The organism is Streptococcus sp. F0441, assembly GCF_000314775.2.
GTDB lineage: Bacteria > Bacillota > Bacilli > Lactobacillales > Streptococcaceae > Streptococcus.
Genome location: NZ_KB373321.1, coordinates 642,832 through 659,536, shown reverse-complemented (window position 1 = coordinate 659,536; position 16,705 = coordinate 642,832). Strand labels below are relative to the sequence as shown.

The following is a 16,705-nucleotide window of genomic DNA, read 5'->3' as shown; positions in this document are numbered from 1 at the left end:
AAAATACTCCTATATCCTACTATCTATAAAAATTTCAGCAATAAATCAAAAAGAGTAGCAGCCGCACTTGCAACTTCAATAGTTCTTAAAATTGGTTCATACTTTTCTACGAAATATTCCAATTTTTGTTTATCTTGCGGAGAAGTAATGATACTATCAATTTCGCTATCATTAATACCATGTCGAATCAATTCTGTTTTGTATTCATTCAACACTGAAATAATTTCATTATAGTAATTGCTATATCTGTTATCTTGATAGTTATTACCAGCATAGTTATTTTGAACAGGAGCATTATGGACTATACTGGTTGAATAGTTATTATATTCCTCTCTAGGTTTAATCGTAAAAACGATATAAAAAGGGGCGAATAATTCTTTGCTATCTTTCTTATATTCTAGGTCTATTCTATCTAATATAACATACTCCAGTTTTGGATCTGCTTCATTTGTTCTCGGATCAATTGCAAAAACACTTTGACCAGGAAAAAAATTATCAAGAATATAATCGTACTTTCGTGGTTGATACTTTGTGTACTCAAACAATAAGCACAATTTCCCATCAATTTCTTCTTTTTGACCTATAATATCGCTATAATCTGCCTCCATGTCCATTTTCATTTCTTTTTGTTTAGAGTAAAAGTAAAAACAGATAAATGAAAAGAAAACTAAAATAATAAAAAAAATATCCATTCCGACCACTTCCCTTACTTATATATAACTGTTCTCTACAACCCCGACGATCTGTGACTGGCTTCTTTAGCCTGCTCGAGTTTATTGACGTAGTACTCTCGTTTTTCTTCGACTTCGTGAATCGTTGGCTCATCCTTCTGTCCATGAACTCGGACGATCTTAGCCGGAATACCGACAACTGTCACATCACTAGGTACGTCTGCCACGACTACTGCAGCAGCACCGACCTTGGCATTTGCACCAATTTCTACCGGTCCGATAACTTGGGCATGGGCTGATATGAGAGCTCCTTTACGCACAGTCGGATGGCGTTTGCCAACATCCTTCCCTGTTCCACCAAGAGTCACTCCATGATAGAGCAGAACGCCTTTTTCAACAATCGCTGTCTCTCCAATCACCAAGCCCGAACCGTGGTCGATAAAGACACCTGAATCAATCTGGGCACCTGGATGAATCTCAATCTGAGTCCAAAAGCGCCAAAACTGACTGTGCATACGAGCCAGGAGTTTGAAGCCGTGCTTCCATAGAAAATGTGAGAGACGGTGGGCAGCCAAGACCTTGACACCTGGATAAGTCAGCAAAACTTCCAAACTGTTGCGTGCCGCTGGATCATTTTCTTTTACAATATCAATGGTTTCGCGCCACCATCCCATACATTTCTCCTTTTCTTATTCTGAATCTTTTGGTGTTTCTGTAAATTCTTTCTTAGGTTTGTGGTCCTTGTGATGACGTAGACGGTGAGGTCGCTCAGACTTTTCGCCTTTTTCATCATGCTCAGGTTTTGGAGGACGAGGAAGAAGGGCTTTCATAGAGGCATCGATACGGCCTTTTTCATCAATCTTGATAACCTTAACGTCGACTTCATCACCGATAGCTACCAAGTCCTCGACACGGTTGGTACGAGTCCAAGCCATTTCAGAAATGTGAACGAGGGCATCTGTCTTGTCAAAGAGGTTAACAAAGGCACCAAATTTCTCGATACGAACAACCTTAGCATGGTAAACTTCATCGACTTTAGCTTCACGAACCAAGCCAGCGATGATTTCTTTGGTACGGTTAATAGCATCTTGGTCGCTAGAGTAGATAGAAACATTACCTTCTTCGTCGATATCAATCTTAACGCCTGTTTCAGCGATGATCTTGTCGATGGTTTCTCCACCCTTACCAATGACAATCTTAATCTTGTCCACATCAATCTTGATGGTATCAATTTTCGGTGCAGTTGGAGCCAATTCTGGACGCACTTCTGGAATGGTTGCTTCAATCACATCAAGGATTTCAAAACGCGCTTTCTTGGCTTGGGCAAGAGCCTCATTCAAGATTTCTGCAGTAATTCCTTGGATCTTGATATCCATTTGAAGGGCTGTAATCCCGTCACGAGTACCGGCAACCTTAAAGTCCATGTCTCCAAAGTGGTCTTCCAATCCTTGGATATCTGTCAATACTGTATAGTTATTTCCATCTGAGATGAGACCCATAGCAATCCCAGCTACTGGCGCCTTGATTGGTACACCACCAGCCATAAGGGCAAGAGTTCCTGCACAGATAGAAGCCTGAGATGAAGAACCATTTGATTCCAAGACTTCTGCTACCAGACGGATAGCGTATGGGAATTCTTCCAAGCTTGGCAAGACTTGAGCAAGGGCACGCTCACCAAGAGCACCGTGACCGATTTCACGACGACCTGGTGCACCGTAACGACCCGTTTCCCCTACAGAGTATTGAGGGAAGTTATAGTGGTGCATAAAGCGTTTTTTGTACTCTGGGTCCAAACCATCAATGATTTGAGTTTCTCCCATCGGAGCCAAGGTCAAGACAGAAAGGGCTTGAGTTTGCCCACGAGTGAAGAGACCTGAACCGTGCACACGAGGAAGGAAGTCAACAACCGCATCCAAAGGACGGATTTCATCGACCTTACGACCATCAGGACGAACCTTGTCTTCTGTGATCAAACGGCGCACTTCAGCGTGTTCCATTTGTTCCAAGATTTCAGCCACATCACGCATGATGCGGTCAAATTCTTCATGGTCCGCATATTTTTCTTGGTAAACTGCAGTCACTCGGTCTTTAACTGCTTGAGTTGCAGCTTCACGAGCCAATTTTTCTTCTACTTGAACCGCTTTTTGGAGGTCACTGTTGTAGGCTGCGATGATTTCAGCCTGTAATTCAGCATCTACATGAAGCAATTCTACTTCAGCCTTTTCCTTACCGACAGCAACAACGATTTCTTCTTGGAAGGCAATCAATTCTTTGACTGCTTCGTGCCCTTTCAGAAGGGCTTCCAACATGATTTCTTCTGACAATTCTTTGGCACCAGACTCAACCATGTTGATAGCATGTTTAGTTCCTGCAACTGTCAATTCAAGAAGCGATTGCTCTGCTTGTTCTTGACTTGGGTTGATGATGATTTGACCATCGACATAGCCCACCTGTACCCCGGCGATTGGTCCGTCAAATGGAATATCTGAAATAGAAAGCGCCAAGGATGAACCAAACATAGCTGCCATTGGTGCAGATGCATTTTCATCGTAAGAAAGGACTGTGTTGATCACTTGCACTTCGTTACGGAAACCTTCCGCAAACATTGGACGGATTGGACGGTCAATCAAACGCGCTGTCAGGGTTGCATCTGTTGAAGGACGTCCTTCACGTTTCATAAAGCCACCAGGAAACTTCCCAGCTGCATACATTTTTTCTTCGTAATTGACTTGGAGTGGGAAGAAATCCCCAGTTGCCATTTTCTTAGACATCACGGCCGCAGTCAAGACAGTTGACTCACCGTAACGTACGACAACAGCGCCATTTGCTTGCTTAGCAACCTGACCAGTCTCTACGATTAACTCACGACCCGCAAAAGTCGTTTGAAACACTTGTTTTGTCATTTTAATCCCCTTTGGATTGATGAAATTATACGCCTTGCCTACAAAGATCAAGATACTAAGGTCGCAAAAAGCAAAGTAAAAATAGGAAACTGGCGAAGTCTTCGATGAAGAAAAGACAGTTTATCTTTTTTACACAGCTTTTCGGCCGGGTTCAATTACTCATGATACAAATCATTAGAAAGGATTGATGCTAAAGCATCTAAGCCTTTCACGCTAATCGCTATCATGCGATTAGCTAAATGCTTTACTAACTCCCTTGTCAAATAATATCGATTTGACTCGCTCGTGTCGCTATACCTTGCAGTTTGAATGCATTGTATTATTTTATACCCTCATCTTTGTATCAAGTACGTACAGAGTCTATTTTATCATATTTTTCTTAAAAAGTGCGGGCTTTTCTATTAAAAAGGAACCATTCCCCCATGAAAAGAGGAATGGTTTGTTGTTTATCTTATTTAGCGAATTCTTTAGCTCTCACAACTGTCATTTTTCATTTAAAAGCAAGTGAATGACAAGCTATCGTCTCAGTGGTTAAAGTAAGGTTAGTTTTGCTAACATTACAGGCAAACTGAAAGACCAAGGCTTTCAGCTTAGCCATGAAACCGAAGGTTTGCTGGCGGCCTAACCACTTCAGACGAAGTGCTAAAAGAATCGATTATCCTAAAGACTGATGGTTAAACAAGGCATGGGTTGCTTGATGGATGTATTTTGCTGTTTCAGCATTGTTCATAGTGTAGAGATGCACTCCTGCTACATCCTGAGTGACCAAGTCCACGATCTGATCCACGGCATAGGCAAGTCCTGCTGCTCTGAGTGACTCAGGGTCATGCTCATACTTGTCTAAAATGGCCTTGAATTTACGTGGAAGGTGGATATTCTCACACGTTTTCAAGAGACGGAGAGCCTGATTTCGATTCAGAATTGGCATAATCCCCGCATGAATAGGAACATCAATCCCTGCCAAAGTACACTTATCTTGGAAATCATAGAAACGCTCATTGTCAAAGAAAAGCTGCGTTACGAGGCTTGAACAGCCTGCATCCACTTTCTTCTTGAGATTTTGAATATCTGAGATTTGGTTTGGCGAGTCAGGATGCCCCTCTGGGTAGCAAGCACCAACAATATCAAAGTGAGGGGCTTGTTCCTTGATGAACTCAATCAAATCCGTTGCGTAGCGGAAATCCTTTTGTGGCTCCACATCAGGGATAATATCCCCACGCAAGGCCAAGATTTTCTGTACCCCAACCTTATCCAAGTCTGCAATGGTTTCAGCAACCTTATCCTTGGTCAGATAGATAGCTGGCAAGTGGGCAATGGTTGGAATCGCCAAATCATTCTGGATAAAGTCAGCCAAACGAACCGTTGTTTCCTTGATATTAAATTTATTATTGCTGGCGGTCACACTGATAAAGTGCGGTGTCAGCTCCCTCATATCCTGCAAGGCTGAAATAATTTTATCATTACCCACAGCTGGGTTTGGAGGGAACACTTCAAATGAAAGTGACGGCGTTTGGCGTGACATAGTCATTATCCTTTTCTTTTTGATTTCATGATTGCTGAGCAACTAGGGCCAAGCAAGTTCCTTGATCAGTCAGGGTCACGAGAGAAATCGGATCTTACAATTTCTCACGCGCAGCTTTCGCTGCTTCGACAAGGCGGATCAAGCTTTCTTTTGTTTCTGGAATACCGCGTGTTTTCAAACCACAGTCAGGATTGATCCAAACTTTCTTGCTTGGTACTTTGGCAAGAATAGCATCGATTGTGTGGTCGATTTCGCCTTCGTTTGGCACACGAGGAGAGTGGATATCGTAAACCCCAGGTCCCACTTCTGTTTGGAAGTTTTTCGCTTTGAGTTCGTCCAAGATTTCAAGGTTTGAACGGCTTGCTTCAAAGGAGATAACGTCCGCATCCATGTTGTCGATAGCTGGGATGATATCTGTAAATTCTGAGTAACACATGTGAGTGTGGATTTGTGTGTCTGGCGCTACTGTAGAGTGTACCAAGCGGAAGGCAGGAATGGCCCAGTCAAGGTAGTCTTCGTACCAGTCGCTACGACGGAGTGGCAATTTTTCACGAAGAGCAGCCTCGTCGATTTGGATGATTTTCACACCTGCAGCTTCAAGGTCAAGAACTTCATCCTTAATAGCAAGAGCGATTTGAAGAGTAGAATCCTTGATAGAGATATCTTCACGTGGGAATGACCAGTTAAGGATGGTAACCGGTCCAGTCAACATCCCTTTAACAGGTTTGTCAGTACGGCTTTGTGCGTAGCTAGACCATTTGACAGTGATAGGGTTAAGACGAGTCACATCACCCCAGATGATTGGTGGTTTCACCCCACGCATACCGTAAGATTGTACCCAACCATTCTTAGAGAAGAGGTAACCTGACAAGTTTTGACCGAAGTACTCAACCATGTCGTTACGCTCGAACTCACCGTGTACAAGCACGTCAAATCCAACTTCTTCTTGCCATTTGATCCATTCATCGATGGTTTCAGCAAGGAAAGCGTCGTATTCTTCTTGTGACAATTCACCCTTACGGTAAGCCAAACGTTTAGCACGAACTTCCTTAGTTTGAGGGAATGAACCGATGGTTGTTGTTGGAAGAGCTGGAAGTTTGAAAGCTTCTTCTTGGATAGCTTCACGTTCTGCAAAGGCTGGCAAACGAGTGTAGTCAGCGTCTGTCAATCCAGCGATGCGTGCACGAAGTTCTGCATTTTCACCAACACGTTCAGTCGCAAAGAGTTCTTTATTAGCTGCAAGAGCTTCTGCACCTTGACCATTGCGGATAGCATCCAAGTCACGAAGTTCTTCCAATTTTTCAACCGCAAAGGCAAAGTGGTTCAAGATAGCTGGTTCAAATTCTTCGTTAGCAGTTGTAAATGGCACATGAAGAAGTGAGCATGAGCTTGTCAATACGATGTTTTCAGCTGGGATTTGCTCAAGAATAGCCAAGCTCTTTTCGTAGTTGTTGCGCCAGATGTTTTTACCATTGACGATACCTGCATAGAGAGTCTTGTCAGCTGGGAAGCCACCTTTAACGAGTTCAAGAGTTTTCTTACCTTCAACGAAGTCCAAACCGATGGCATCTACTGGCAAGTTCACAAGATCAGAGTAGACGTCACGAACGTCACCGAAGTAAGTTTGAAGCAAGACTTCAAGACCTTTCTTGTCAGCCAAGAGTTTGTTGTAGAGGTTCAAGAAGAGAGATTTTTCTTCAGCTGTCAAGTCTTTGACAAGAGCAGCTTCGTCGAGTTGGATGCGAGTTGCACCAAGCTCCGCCAATTTAGCAAAAACTTCTTGGTATGCAGCTACTAAGCTATCTACGAAGTCTTCTGCTTTCACGCCTTCTTCAAAGTCTGATAATTGAAGGAAAGTGAACGGACCTACAAGGACAGGACGAGTGTTCAATCCAAGTTCTTTTGCTTCTTGGAACTCATCAAAGATCTTGTGACCTGCCAATTTAACTTGAGTGTCTTTTTCAAATTTAGGAACGATGTAGTGGTAGTTGGTGTTAAACCATTTCTTCATCGGAAGGGCACGAACATCCCCTTTTTCACCTTGGTAACCACGCGCCAAAGCAAAGTAGCGCTCAAGGTCAGACAAGTCCAAGTTTTGAACGGATGCAGGCACCACGTTGAAGAGGAAGGCTGCATCGAGGAAGTTGTCATAGTGAGAAAAGTCGTTTGATGGGATTTCAGTGATGCCATTTTCTTTGACAATGTTCCAATGTTTAGCACGCAAGTCTTTTGCTGCGACAAGGAGTTCTTCTTCTGAGATTTCTTTTCTAAAGTATTTTTCAGTTGTAAATTTTAATTCGCGGAATTCACCTAAACGAGGGAAACCGATGATCGTAGTTGACATGATGTGTCCTCCAAAATTTGTTGTTGAAACTATCTTAACAGAAAAGAAAGCGCCTGTATAATTGTAAAAAATTAGGCTTTGATATAGTTTGAAACTATATCTCTCTTTTAGACAAAAGAAAAGGACTTGAGACCAGTATCTCAAATCCTTTGTATAGCTCGTTTTATTGCTGTATTTTAGTTAGAATGCTCAAACGAGCTATTAACGATTCTTATAAGTGACTATGACTTGTTATTAGAAAAGACTATAGGTTGGTTTTCTTTTGTAATTCTGATATTTCCCTGAAAAAATGCAGACGGGAGGTAAAATTACCCTGTGGATGATTTTAGCAAACAAAATAATCTCATCTCTATCAATTTTTTCCTGTTCAAGTGGTACGACTGCTAGTATCTTTCCTAAACTGGCTAAGACTTTTAAGACCGTATCCAACTGAGGACTGGTCTTTCCTGTTTCCATTCTAGCTATAACAGGCTGGCTCACTCCACTGAGTTCTTCCAGTTTTTTCTGACTGATTCCTTTCTCATGCCTAGCCTCAATCAGCTCGCTCATGATAGCTACTCGCATATCACTTTCAAGAATTTCCTCTTTGGTAAAGAGTTCTGAACGGACATCCTTCCAACTACTCCCAATGGCACTATTTTTCATCACTTAACCCTCTTTCTTTTAAGTCCTTCAGTTCACGCTTTTCTTTTCAAATAAATTATAACTAAAAAGTTATTAAAAGTAAATCCTAACACTCATAAAAAGAAGACCTTAGAAAAAATCTAAAGGTCTCATTTTTATTATTCGAAAAAAATTACGAGAAGAGTTATAAATTGGAGATAAGTCTGACTCTTACTCCAGCTCAATCCCCTTCTCACGAAGATTAGCTAAGCACTCCTCATAGTATCCTGCGTCATGCTCACTATAGACGGGATTACCTAGGTTCTCCTCAGGCAAGTCTTGATAAGGAGGGCAGGTCTTACCTCGGTAGTCCTTGTCCAGCCACTCTGGACTGACATTGTAGCCACGGCCAGCCATTTCCTCCATGATCAAGCGATGATAGGCATAGAGACGATAGGGCGAGTGGGTAAAGACATAGTCCACCGTAGCATGCTTTCTGCCCCAGCCATTGCCACGCAGGGCGCAGCATTCTCGATGTTGGCCCAAAAGTTGCGGACGGGGAAGTTGTGAAATCAAAGCCTCATGCCAAAGTCTCATGGGTGTCTCCTTTCAGTAAAGTCGAATGTTGCAAGTAGGTATTGGGATAGCGGTCAAGCAAGTCTCGAGTTTTAGCGATCAAGTCTTCCTTGGAAGCCTGACCAAAGCGGTAGCGATCCAGCAAGAGCATATAGTCCTTACGCTCGGCATCTGTCGCTTTCTTTTTGAAATAGCCCCAAATATGCTGAAAGGCATTGCAAACCTGACCCCTGTGTTCTGGGATTTGACAGGCACGGTCAATCATCTCTTGAACCTGACTCAGCTCCACCACTTCTTTCTTTAGATACTGGCGAATGTCATTGTAAATATTGCTGGAATGGCTCAAAACGAGGTATTTGTTTCTAGCCCAGAGTTGTTGGCACTGGGATTTTTGGTTAGTTTGTTCCATGTTTCTCCTTGTTTTCTATCCGTTTCCAGGAAATATGGAAACAAAGTTGTATCTAAAAAATGAGCGAATAAAGAGTATTTTTTGTAGAGCCTGATTTTTCTAATAAGCCTTGTTCGACAAATCCTTAAATACCTGAATAAGTCTCTACTAACAACTGAATCTTATGTAAAACTTCTTGCTTTTTCCGTTCACGCGCTCCCTGTCTACGAGAAGTTGGTGGAATAATCGAATCCAAATCAGTTCCACTGTTTTCAGCATAACCTCGTTGAATTGATTTGTCGATGAATAATTGATAATCAGCTACAAGTTTCTCAGACTCAGCTAGGTTGTGAATCGCAATTTTCTTGCGCTCCTTACCATATTCGTAGAAAGCATTGATAATCCCATCATGGTCTTTCAATTTTTGCAAATCGGTGTCATTTATAAATCCAATAACCAACTCTTCCTTGGCACGGATATCAATACTAGAACGAATCACACGACTAACTTCTGCTTTCATTGCTTCTTTAGACTCTGAGTTCTTTGATTTCTCAACAATCAATGCAAGGATATAATCCAGATTAATCTCATCTGTTTTTAAGAGTTCGATTTCAAATTCAAGATCTGAAAGATCAACATCCAAATCCTTGGCCTTTTCATAGTTTTTAAGGTTCAAAAATTCATCTCGAATTTCCACATAAGCACTTCTTAAATCCTGAAGATAACCTTCTGAAATAGGTTTGTTGATTTCTTGGAATTCATCATAATTTCGAAGAACATTATCAAGTTTCAACAACTCACCAAATAACTTAACAAACTCTTTTTTATCGTGCTCTGTTTCAATCTCTTGCGGATTCGGAAATCTTTCCAGAATTTCCTGACAAACCGCAGTATATCCTTTGACCTCGATACCCGTTACTTGATCGACGAAACCATCCATGTATTCACTAAAGCTTTTTTCTAAGATGATTTCAAGCTTATTGGTGTCCCCAAAAGTCTTAATTGCTTCTTGCGTAGCCTTTTCTAAATCACGGAAACAAACAATATTCCCAAAAGGTTTAACTTTGTTAAAAATCCGATTGGTTCTCGAGAATGCCTGAATCAAACCATGATAACGTAGATTTTTATCGACAAAGAGTGTATTCATAGTCGGGGCATCAAATCCCGTCAAGAACATACCAACTACAATCAGCAAATCCACTTCTTTAGACTTAACTCTCTTAGAAAGGTCACGATAGTAATTTTGAAACTCTTTCCCATCAGTTGAGAAGTTAGTCTTGAACATGTGATTATAGTCATCAATCGCTTTTTCCAGAAACTCTTTAGAAGATAGAGGCATAGCTGTATCTTGAGGTTCTAGCTCTTCATCTTGAATTTCCCCATAAGCTGACTGTTCTTCGTTGGGTGCAAAGCTAAAGATGGTTGCAACTTTCAAGCGCTTAGCTTCTGGTAAAGTTGCTTGTTGTCGCTGGAGTTCATCATAGTATAACTTAGCAGCTTCAATACTTTGTACAGCTAACATGGCATTAAATCCTTGCATCTTTTTTTGTTTATGAGTGTAATATTTACTCCGATGCGTCTTGTCATTATAAACTCTCAACAGGTACTCTGTAATGGTTGCTATCCGTTCTGGATGCAAAAGGAGTTCCTTCTCCATCTTTTTGAGTTTCTTCTCATCAATCTCTTGACCAACTGCTTTTTCAGCTTCTCTATACTTGTTTATTTCAGGCTTGATATAGTTATAGTCGACTTTGAACTTCAACACTTTTTTATCTCGAATAGCATCTGTTATAACGTAGTTATGAAGTTGCTCTCCAAAAACCTCTTGTGTTGTTTCTCCTGTTAAGCTATTTTCCGGGAAAATCGGAGTACCTGTAAATCCAAATAAAGCATACTGTTTAAAAGCTTTTTTGATACGCTTTTGCGCCTTTCCAAACTGGGAGCGATGGCACTCGTCAAAAATCAAGACACATTTCTTACTGTAGATTTCATGATTTGGATTTGCTGTTATAAATTTATTTAACTTCTGAATAGTTGTGACAACGATTTTACCATCATTTTCTTCAATATTACGTTGGAGGTCTTTTGTATTGTTACTACCATTTACTGAATTTGGTTGGAATTTTTGATATTCCTTCATGGTTTGATAATCTAGGTCTTTTCTATCCACCACAAATATCACTTTATCAATATAGTCCAACTCTGTTGCTAAACGAGCGGTCTTAAAGCTGGTCAAAGTTTTCCCAGAACCCGTCGTATGCCAGATATAGCCACAAGCATTAATCGTACCGAAATTCTTCATTTCATTTGTGGAATGAATCTTGCGTATGATACTCTCAGTAGCTGCTATCTGATAAGGACGCATGATGAGTAAGGTATTATCAGCATCAAAAACACAATACTTGGTCAATACCTCCAAAAGGACTCGCTTACTTAAGAAAGTGACAGTAAAGTCCTCTAGGTCGTGGATTGTTTTATTCTTGCGGTCTGCCCATTCACAGGTGAACTCGTAATGATTTTTATTTTGTGCTGTTGTATTGGCAAAGTAGCGTGTATAAGTTCCATTGGAAATGACAAAAATCTGAGTGTATTTGTATAAAGAATTTGCGCTATTGAAACTTTCCTTACTATATCTATGGATTTGTTCGAAAGCTTGTTTGAGACTAACCCCTCGTCTCTTCAATTCAATCTGAACTAACGGAAGACCATTCACTAAAATAGTCACGTCATAACGGTTAGTGTGGCTACCCACTTGGGTCACTTGGTTGATGACCTGCATGCTGTTGTTATGAATGTTTTTCTTATCAAGGATAAAAATATTTTTAATTCGTCCATCATCAAAGACAAAATCATAGATATAATTCTCCTGGATTTTTCGAGTTTTTTCAACTAATCCTTCATTGGGACAATCCAGATACTCTACTACAAACCGATCCCACTCAGCGTTCGTAAAAGTCACCTTATTGAGTTTTTCTATTTGTGCCTTGGCATTTGCTAAGAGCTCTTCAGGTGTATGAATATTTAAGCGTTCATAGTTGAGATGATTCACCAAATCAGAAATTAACTGATTTTCTAAATCAGCCTCTGTCTGATATTCTCTATCCGTATGATACTCTGGTTGATACTCAGCCAAGAGAATCCCTTCATTTGTTTCCGCAATTACTTCATGTATTTTTGAATAGTCAACCATAGCATGCTTCCTTTTTTGTTTTAATTGAGATTCTATCTCAAAATGATTAAAGAATTTATCTAGTAAAGTTTAATAGTTGTTCCCGCCAGTAGTCATACTGTTTCTGTCTTAGTTCAATTTCCTTTGGAAGGCCTTCAGAAAGAGAGTTGGTTAAAGTATTGAAATTGTCAAGAGTAGAGACGATTATTTCTTGTTCTGTAATGGATGGTAAGTAAAAAGTAATTTTATCAATAGCATCCTTAGATAATCTCGGAATACTTGCCTTTCGAACTTGCGATTTGAGTCTATCTTGCTTACTTACCAAGACATAGTACATAAATTTATCAGAAATATTATCTGACGTCTCTAATGTGTAGACATCATCTGCTGCCCAAAAGTCCATAGCGCTATACCCAATTTCACCAGCTGCTCCTGCACATATAACAAAGCTGGTTTCTTTTCCCCTGTTTGAATGTGTAAAATATCCCAAGGGTGTCAAACTGTTCTGATAAACTGGAAAACTTCCTGAAGTAGTTAGCTGATTTCTAACAAGACGTTTCCCACGTTGTAAATTGACAACTTGTCCCAACTCCACTCGAATTGGTCCAAACACCCACTGTAAAAGCTTGATAATAGCGGAGTTGTCCCACTCCTCTACTCTACTCTACTCTACTCTACTCTACTCTCAGTGTACTCGCCTTCGGCGACGAATGTCAAGAGTTTTTCTCTAAAATATTCATACTGTTTTTGGCGTAGTTCAATCTCCTTGGGAAGTCCGATATTTAAGTCGTTACAAACCGTATCAAAGTTGTCTAAAACTTGAACAATACGGGACTGTATTTCAAGAGATGGAACTGGGATTTTCAATGATTTAATCATACTCATATTTATATCCCCACGTGCTCCTTGTTTCAAACTCAATATCTGCCTATTTTGATTAACCAACCAATAATACAAATACTTATAATTTACTATTCTTTCATCAACACTAATACTACAACAATGTTGATTAGTTGTTAAAGGAATACTATTCATCGCAACTCTACCAGCAGTTGCTCCTGAAATTGCAATAATTATGCTATTTGGCAGTATCCATTTTAAACCAGTTTCTTCAACAGCTTTCTCAGTAACATATTTTTCTGTAGTTGTTATTGTATTAAATTTTACTTCATTTGTTCTAAGCCAAGGAATAGTACCTTTAAGATAATAATCTTCGCATGATTTTTTAGGCGTTACTCCAGTAACAATCTTAACAGAAATATCTTGAATAGTTTTCCACTCAACCTGATAAACTTCATCCTCAAAAGATAACAATTTATCTCGATAAAAAGAATATTGCTTTTTACGAGAGGTCAATTCTGAGGTCAATTCTGTAACATAATCAGTTAATTTGTCAAGTATTTGCACGATTTTTTCTTGAATTTCTAGAGGAGGAATAGGAATTTTAATTCTTAAAATTTTTTCTTTTGAAATTGAATAGGGCACTGCTGTTCTATTTGATATTTCGTATAAATAATCTTGTTTATTCTTTAAAAAATAATACAAATATTTATTCAAAATAGATTCTTTTGGGTAAACTGAAAAACAGACATCATTCGCCCAAAACTTTTCCGTTTGCCAATTAACGTACCCTGCTGTTCCATACTGAGCAATTGTTATCGTATTTTTTTCTCTATTATACTCATTAGTGTATCCCATAAAACTAGTGCCACCGCTAACGACGGGATACCCTTCTTCTAGAAGCTCTTTCTTAGTTATTCTAACCCCTCTGACAATTTTACACACTTCCCCCAACTCTTTCCACTCAACGGGACAGTTTTGGATTTCTTCTAGGATGTTCATCACTTACCTCCTTCCTTGGCTAGATTTTCAATACTTTTGATTTCCTTGAGGTAATCTTTTTCAACTTGACTGAGGGTCTTGGCTTGGTAGCTCTTATATTCCTTATCTACCTTCTGCTTCATCTGTTCACGAGAGATAGAACCACTGTTATCTAGCAAGTCTTCTCCAGTAGCTAGAAGGATACGATCTACGTGAGCCACCCAATCAGCCATGGTCATGACTTCTTCTCGCTCTGCCTGTCTTTCAGCAAAGTCTAGATATCCTGATACAAGCTGATTAAGTCCACGAAGTTCCTTCTCTGTCAGATAGTTCTTGGCAACCTTTGCTTCAGACAGAGTAGGGAGGTCGCCCTTAAAAGTGGTCAAGCCCATAAACTCCTTTTCGCTATTGACACGGTTATAGATGAGTTCACTTGCAGTATTGTGGTGAATGGCATAATGCATCTTGTTTTGGACTGTCGCAAAGAATTTCTTTGCCTCTGGTGAGTTTGCATTGTAGTCACTTGATGTAGCAAAGAGATCTAAAACCTGACGATAAAAGACTTTTTCACTTGAGCGGATATCTCGGATTCTTTCAAGAAGTTCTTTAAAGTAAGAGCCACCACCAAAGTTTTTCAAGCGCTCATCATCCATAGCAAAGCCCTTAATCAGATACTCTTTCAAGACTGTCGAAGCATAGTGTCTAAACTGGACTCCACGAGGGGAACGCACACGATAACCAATCGCCAAAATCATATCGAGATTATAGTAGGCTACTTTTTTTGACTGAGTTTTACCAGCTATTGCACCGTGACGAGTGGTTGTCAACTGATAGTTGACAACCACTGTTTCATCCAATTCACCATCTTCAAAGATGGCCTTGATATGTTTACTAATGTTTTGCTTGGAAGTCTGAAAAAGCTCAGCTAGTTCCTGTTGGGTCAACCAAACCGTTCCATTATCCAAGTGAAGTTCAATAGCAGACTCCCCGTCATCTGTTCTATAGAGAATCACATCATTTGCCATGGCTAAGTTCCTCTACAATCTTATCTATCTCTGCACGCAAGTGGTCAATCTTGGCAACAGTCTCAGCGATTTCTTTATTGAGCTCATCAATATCAATCTTCTCACGTGTATCTTCTTGTTCGACATAGGTTGAGACAGAAAGATTGTAGTCTTGTTCTGATCCAATCACATCATTATCAACAAGAGCTGCTTTATAGTCTACACTTTGATAATTAGTGAATAATTCAACGATATAATCGATATTACTATCTGTCAAGACATTATTATTGGTCTCTTTTTTGAATTCTTTACTCGCATCAATAAAGAGGGTTTTGTTTTCTAGTTTATTCTTCGCCAGAACTAAAATCGTAGTTGCGATAGAAGTGCCAAAGAAGAGATTATCTGGAAGGGCAATAACCGCTTCAACAAAGTTGTTATCTACCAGATACTGACGAATGGTCTTTTCAGCACCTCCACGATAGAAAATGCCTGGGAAGCAAACAATAGCTGCCCGACCTTTATTAGACAAGTGGTTGAGACTATGCATAATAAAGGCAAAGTCAGCTTTTGACTTGGGCGCTAGTTTCCCTGCAGGAGCAAAACGGTCATCATTTATCAGAGTTGGATCTCCATCTCCCACCCATTTGACAGAATACGGAGGGTTAGAAACGATAGCATCAAAAGGCTTTTCTTCCAGATGCTGAGGATTTAAAAGGGTATCTCCTCGCTTAATATCAAAGTTATTGTAGTTGATATTGTGCAAGAACATATTCATACGAGCCAAGTTATAGTTGGTCATATTGATTTCTTGACCAAAGAAACCATCCTCCAAGATATGGTCTTCGTATTGTTTTTTCATCTGAAGCAAGAGCGAACCCGAACCACATGTTGGGTCGTAAACCTTGTTAATTTTATCCTTACCAACCATTACCAAACGAGCCAATAATTTAGACACTGTCTGAGGTGTGAAAAATTCACCACCACTTTTACCAGCATTGCTCGCATAGTTGGAAATCAAGAATTCATAGGCATCTCCGAAGGCATCGATATCATTTTCCTGAAAGTTGCCAAAGTTAATGCTATTGATACCATTGAGGATATCAGATAGGCGTTTATTTTTTTCTGGAACACTTCCACCAAGGATGTTACTTCGTGTATCTAAGTTATCAAACAAGCCTTTGATATCGTCCTCTGATTTGAAGCCAATCGCTGACTTTTCAATGTCTTGGAAAATATTGGCCAATTCTTCGTTTAAATTTTCATTTTGCGAGGCGTTCTTGACGACATTTTCAAATAATTGACTTGGAAGGATAAAGAAACCCTTATCCTCAACTGTACCTGGTTTGAAATCTTGCTCAGCTTCTTGGTCACTTAAGTCAGCATAACGGAATTCTAAGTCCCCAGCTTCGTGCTCAGCACGGTCAAAATAGTCTGCCATGTGTTCAGAAATAAAGCGATAGAACAGAATTCCTAGGATATATTGCTTAAAATCCCAACCGTCTACAGCCCCACGCACATCGTCTGCAATCGCCCAAATTTTACGATGCAGCTCCTTGCGTTCTGCATTTTCTTTACTTGCCATTTTTACTTCCCTTAATTAATGTATTATCTTTTCTATTTTATCATATTTCAAGAAAAACCACTCGAACTAGGGAGGACGAGTGAGCTATAAACTATTTTTGAAATAAGATTTTACAATTGCAT

12 protein-coding genes and 1 pseudogene are annotated in these 16,705 nt (G+C 40.0%); all 13 read right to left on the bottom strand.

What is annotated here, in order from left to right:
* Positions 1–23: 23 nt before the first annotated feature.
* Positions 24–692, bottom strand: coding sequence for a hypothetical protein (locus HMPREF9188_RS03040; protein ID WP_009729870.1), 669 nt, complete (start codon positions 690–692; stop codon positions 24–26).
* 35 nt (positions 693–727) lie between these two features.
* A complete protein-coding gene (gene epsC, locus HMPREF9188_RS03035) occupies positions 728–1,345 on the bottom strand; it encodes a serine O-acetyltransferase EpsC (RefSeq protein WP_000539969.1) in 618 nt (205 codons plus the stop codon).
* Positions 1,346–1,360: 15 nt separating this feature from the next.
* Complete coding sequence (pnp, locus tag HMPREF9188_RS03030) at positions 1,361–3,574, bottom strand: polyribonucleotide nucleotidyltransferase (protein ID WP_000166406.1); 2,214 nt, start codon at positions 3,572–3,574, stop codon at positions 1,361–1,363.
* Between the two features lie 655 nt (positions 3,575–4,229).
* Positions 4,230–5,096, bottom strand: coding sequence for a methylenetetrahydrofolate reductase [NAD(P)H] (gene metF / locus HMPREF9188_RS03025; protein ID WP_002882688.1), 867 nt, complete (start codon positions 5,094–5,096; stop codon positions 4,230–4,232).
* Between the two features lie 94 nt (positions 5,097–5,190).
* Positions 5,191–7,440 carry a 5-methyltetrahydropteroyltriglutamate--homocysteine S-methyltransferase gene (metE, locus tag HMPREF9188_RS03020; protein ID WP_009729869.1) on the bottom strand — a complete coding sequence of 750 codons (2,250 nt, stop codon included), beginning with the start codon at positions 7,438–7,440 and terminating at the stop codon, positions 5,191–5,193.
* Positions 7,441–7,797: 357 nt separating this feature from the next.
* Positions 7,798–8,085 (bottom strand): annotated as a pseudogene (locus HMPREF9188_RS03015) (helix-turn-helix domain-containing protein); the annotation flags it as partial.
* A gap of 189 nt (positions 8,086–8,274) precedes the next feature.
* On the bottom strand, positions 8,275–8,640 hold the full coding sequence (locus HMPREF9188_RS03010) for a TIGR02328 family protein (protein ID WP_009729867.1): 366 nt from the start codon (positions 8,638–8,640) through the stop codon (positions 8,275–8,277).
* Positions 8,624–9,028 carry a YbgA family protein gene (locus HMPREF9188_RS03005; protein WP_009729866.1) on the bottom strand — a complete coding sequence of 135 codons (405 nt, stop codon included), beginning with the start codon at positions 9,026–9,028 and terminating at the stop codon, positions 8,624–8,626. Before HMPREF9188_RS03005 ends, HMPREF9188_RS03010 begins: the two co-directional genes overlap by 17 nt.
* A gap of 124 nt (positions 9,029–9,152) precedes the next feature.
* The gene (locus HMPREF9188_RS03000; RefSeq protein ID WP_009729865.1) at positions 9,153–12,197 is read right to left on the bottom strand and encodes a type I restriction endonuclease subunit R; all 3,045 of its coding nucleotides are present in this window, start codon (positions 12,195–12,197) and stop codon (positions 9,153–9,155) included.
* Between the two features lie 55 nt (positions 12,198–12,252).
* The gene (locus tag HMPREF9188_RS02995) at positions 12,253–12,771 is read right to left on the bottom strand and encodes a restriction endonuclease subunit S (RefSeq protein WP_009729864.1); all 519 of its coding nucleotides are present in this window, start codon (positions 12,769–12,771) and stop codon (positions 12,253–12,255) included.
* Positions 12,772–12,845: 74 nt separating this feature from the next.
* On the bottom strand, positions 12,846–14,018 hold the full coding sequence (locus HMPREF9188_RS02990) for a restriction endonuclease subunit S (RefSeq protein ID WP_009729863.1): 1,173 nt from the start codon (positions 14,016–14,018) through the stop codon (positions 12,846–12,848).
* Positions 14,018–15,022, bottom strand: a complete 1,005-nt coding sequence (locus HMPREF9188_RS02985; protein WP_009729862.1) for a virulence RhuM family protein — start codon at positions 15,020–15,022, stop codon at positions 14,018–14,020. The genes HMPREF9188_RS02990 and HMPREF9188_RS02985 overlap by 1 nt, the downstream gene beginning before the upstream one ends.
* Complete coding sequence (locus HMPREF9188_RS02980) at positions 15,012–16,583, bottom strand: type I restriction-modification system subunit M (protein ID WP_009729861.1); 1,572 nt, start codon at positions 16,581–16,583, stop codon at positions 15,012–15,014. The genes HMPREF9188_RS02985 and HMPREF9188_RS02980 overlap by 11 nt, the downstream gene beginning before the upstream one ends.
* Between the last annotated feature and the right edge of the window lie 122 nt (positions 16,584–16,705).

Bases quoted from the DNA above. Each gene is read 5' to 3' on its own strand.
- HMPREF9188_RS03040 (WP_009729870.1), bottom strand. From the start codon at position 692: ATGGATATTTTTTTTATTATTTTAGTTTTCTTTTCATTTATCTGTTTT.
- epsC (WP_000539969.1), bottom strand. From the start codon at position 1,345: ATGGGATGGTGGCGCGAAACCATTGATATTGTAAAAGAAAATGATCCA.
- pnp (WP_000166406.1), bottom strand. From the start codon at position 3,574: ATGACAAAACAAGTGTTTCAAACGACTTTTGCGGGTCGTGAGTTAATC.
- metF (WP_002882688.1), bottom strand. From the start codon at position 5,096: ATGTCACGCCAAACGCCGTCACTTTCATTTGAAGTGTTCCCTCCAAAC.
- metE (WP_009729869.1), bottom strand. From the start codon at position 7,440: ATGTCAACTACGATCATCGGTTTCCCTCGTTTAGGTGAATTCCGCGAA.
- HMPREF9188_RS03010 (WP_009729867.1), bottom strand. From the start codon at position 8,640: ATGAGACTTTGGCATGAGGCTTTGATTTCACAACTTCCCCGTCCGCAA.
- HMPREF9188_RS03005 (WP_009729866.1), bottom strand. From the start codon at position 9,028: ATGGAACAAACTAACCAAAAATCCCAGTGCCAACAACTCTGGGCTAGA.
- HMPREF9188_RS03000 (WP_009729865.1), bottom strand. From the start codon at position 12,197: ATGGTTGACTATTCAAAAATACATGAAGTAATTGCGGAAACAAATGAA.
- HMPREF9188_RS02990 (WP_009729863.1), bottom strand. From the start codon at position 14,018: ATGAACATCCTAGAAGAAATCCAAAACTGTCCCGTTGAGTGGAAAGAG.
- HMPREF9188_RS02985 (WP_009729862.1), bottom strand. From the start codon at position 15,022: ATGGCAAATGATGTGATTCTCTATAGAACAGATGACGGGGAGTCTGCT.
- HMPREF9188_RS02980 (WP_009729861.1), bottom strand. From the start codon at position 16,583: ATGGCAAGTAAAGAAAATGCAGAACGCAAGGAGCTGCATCGTAAAATT.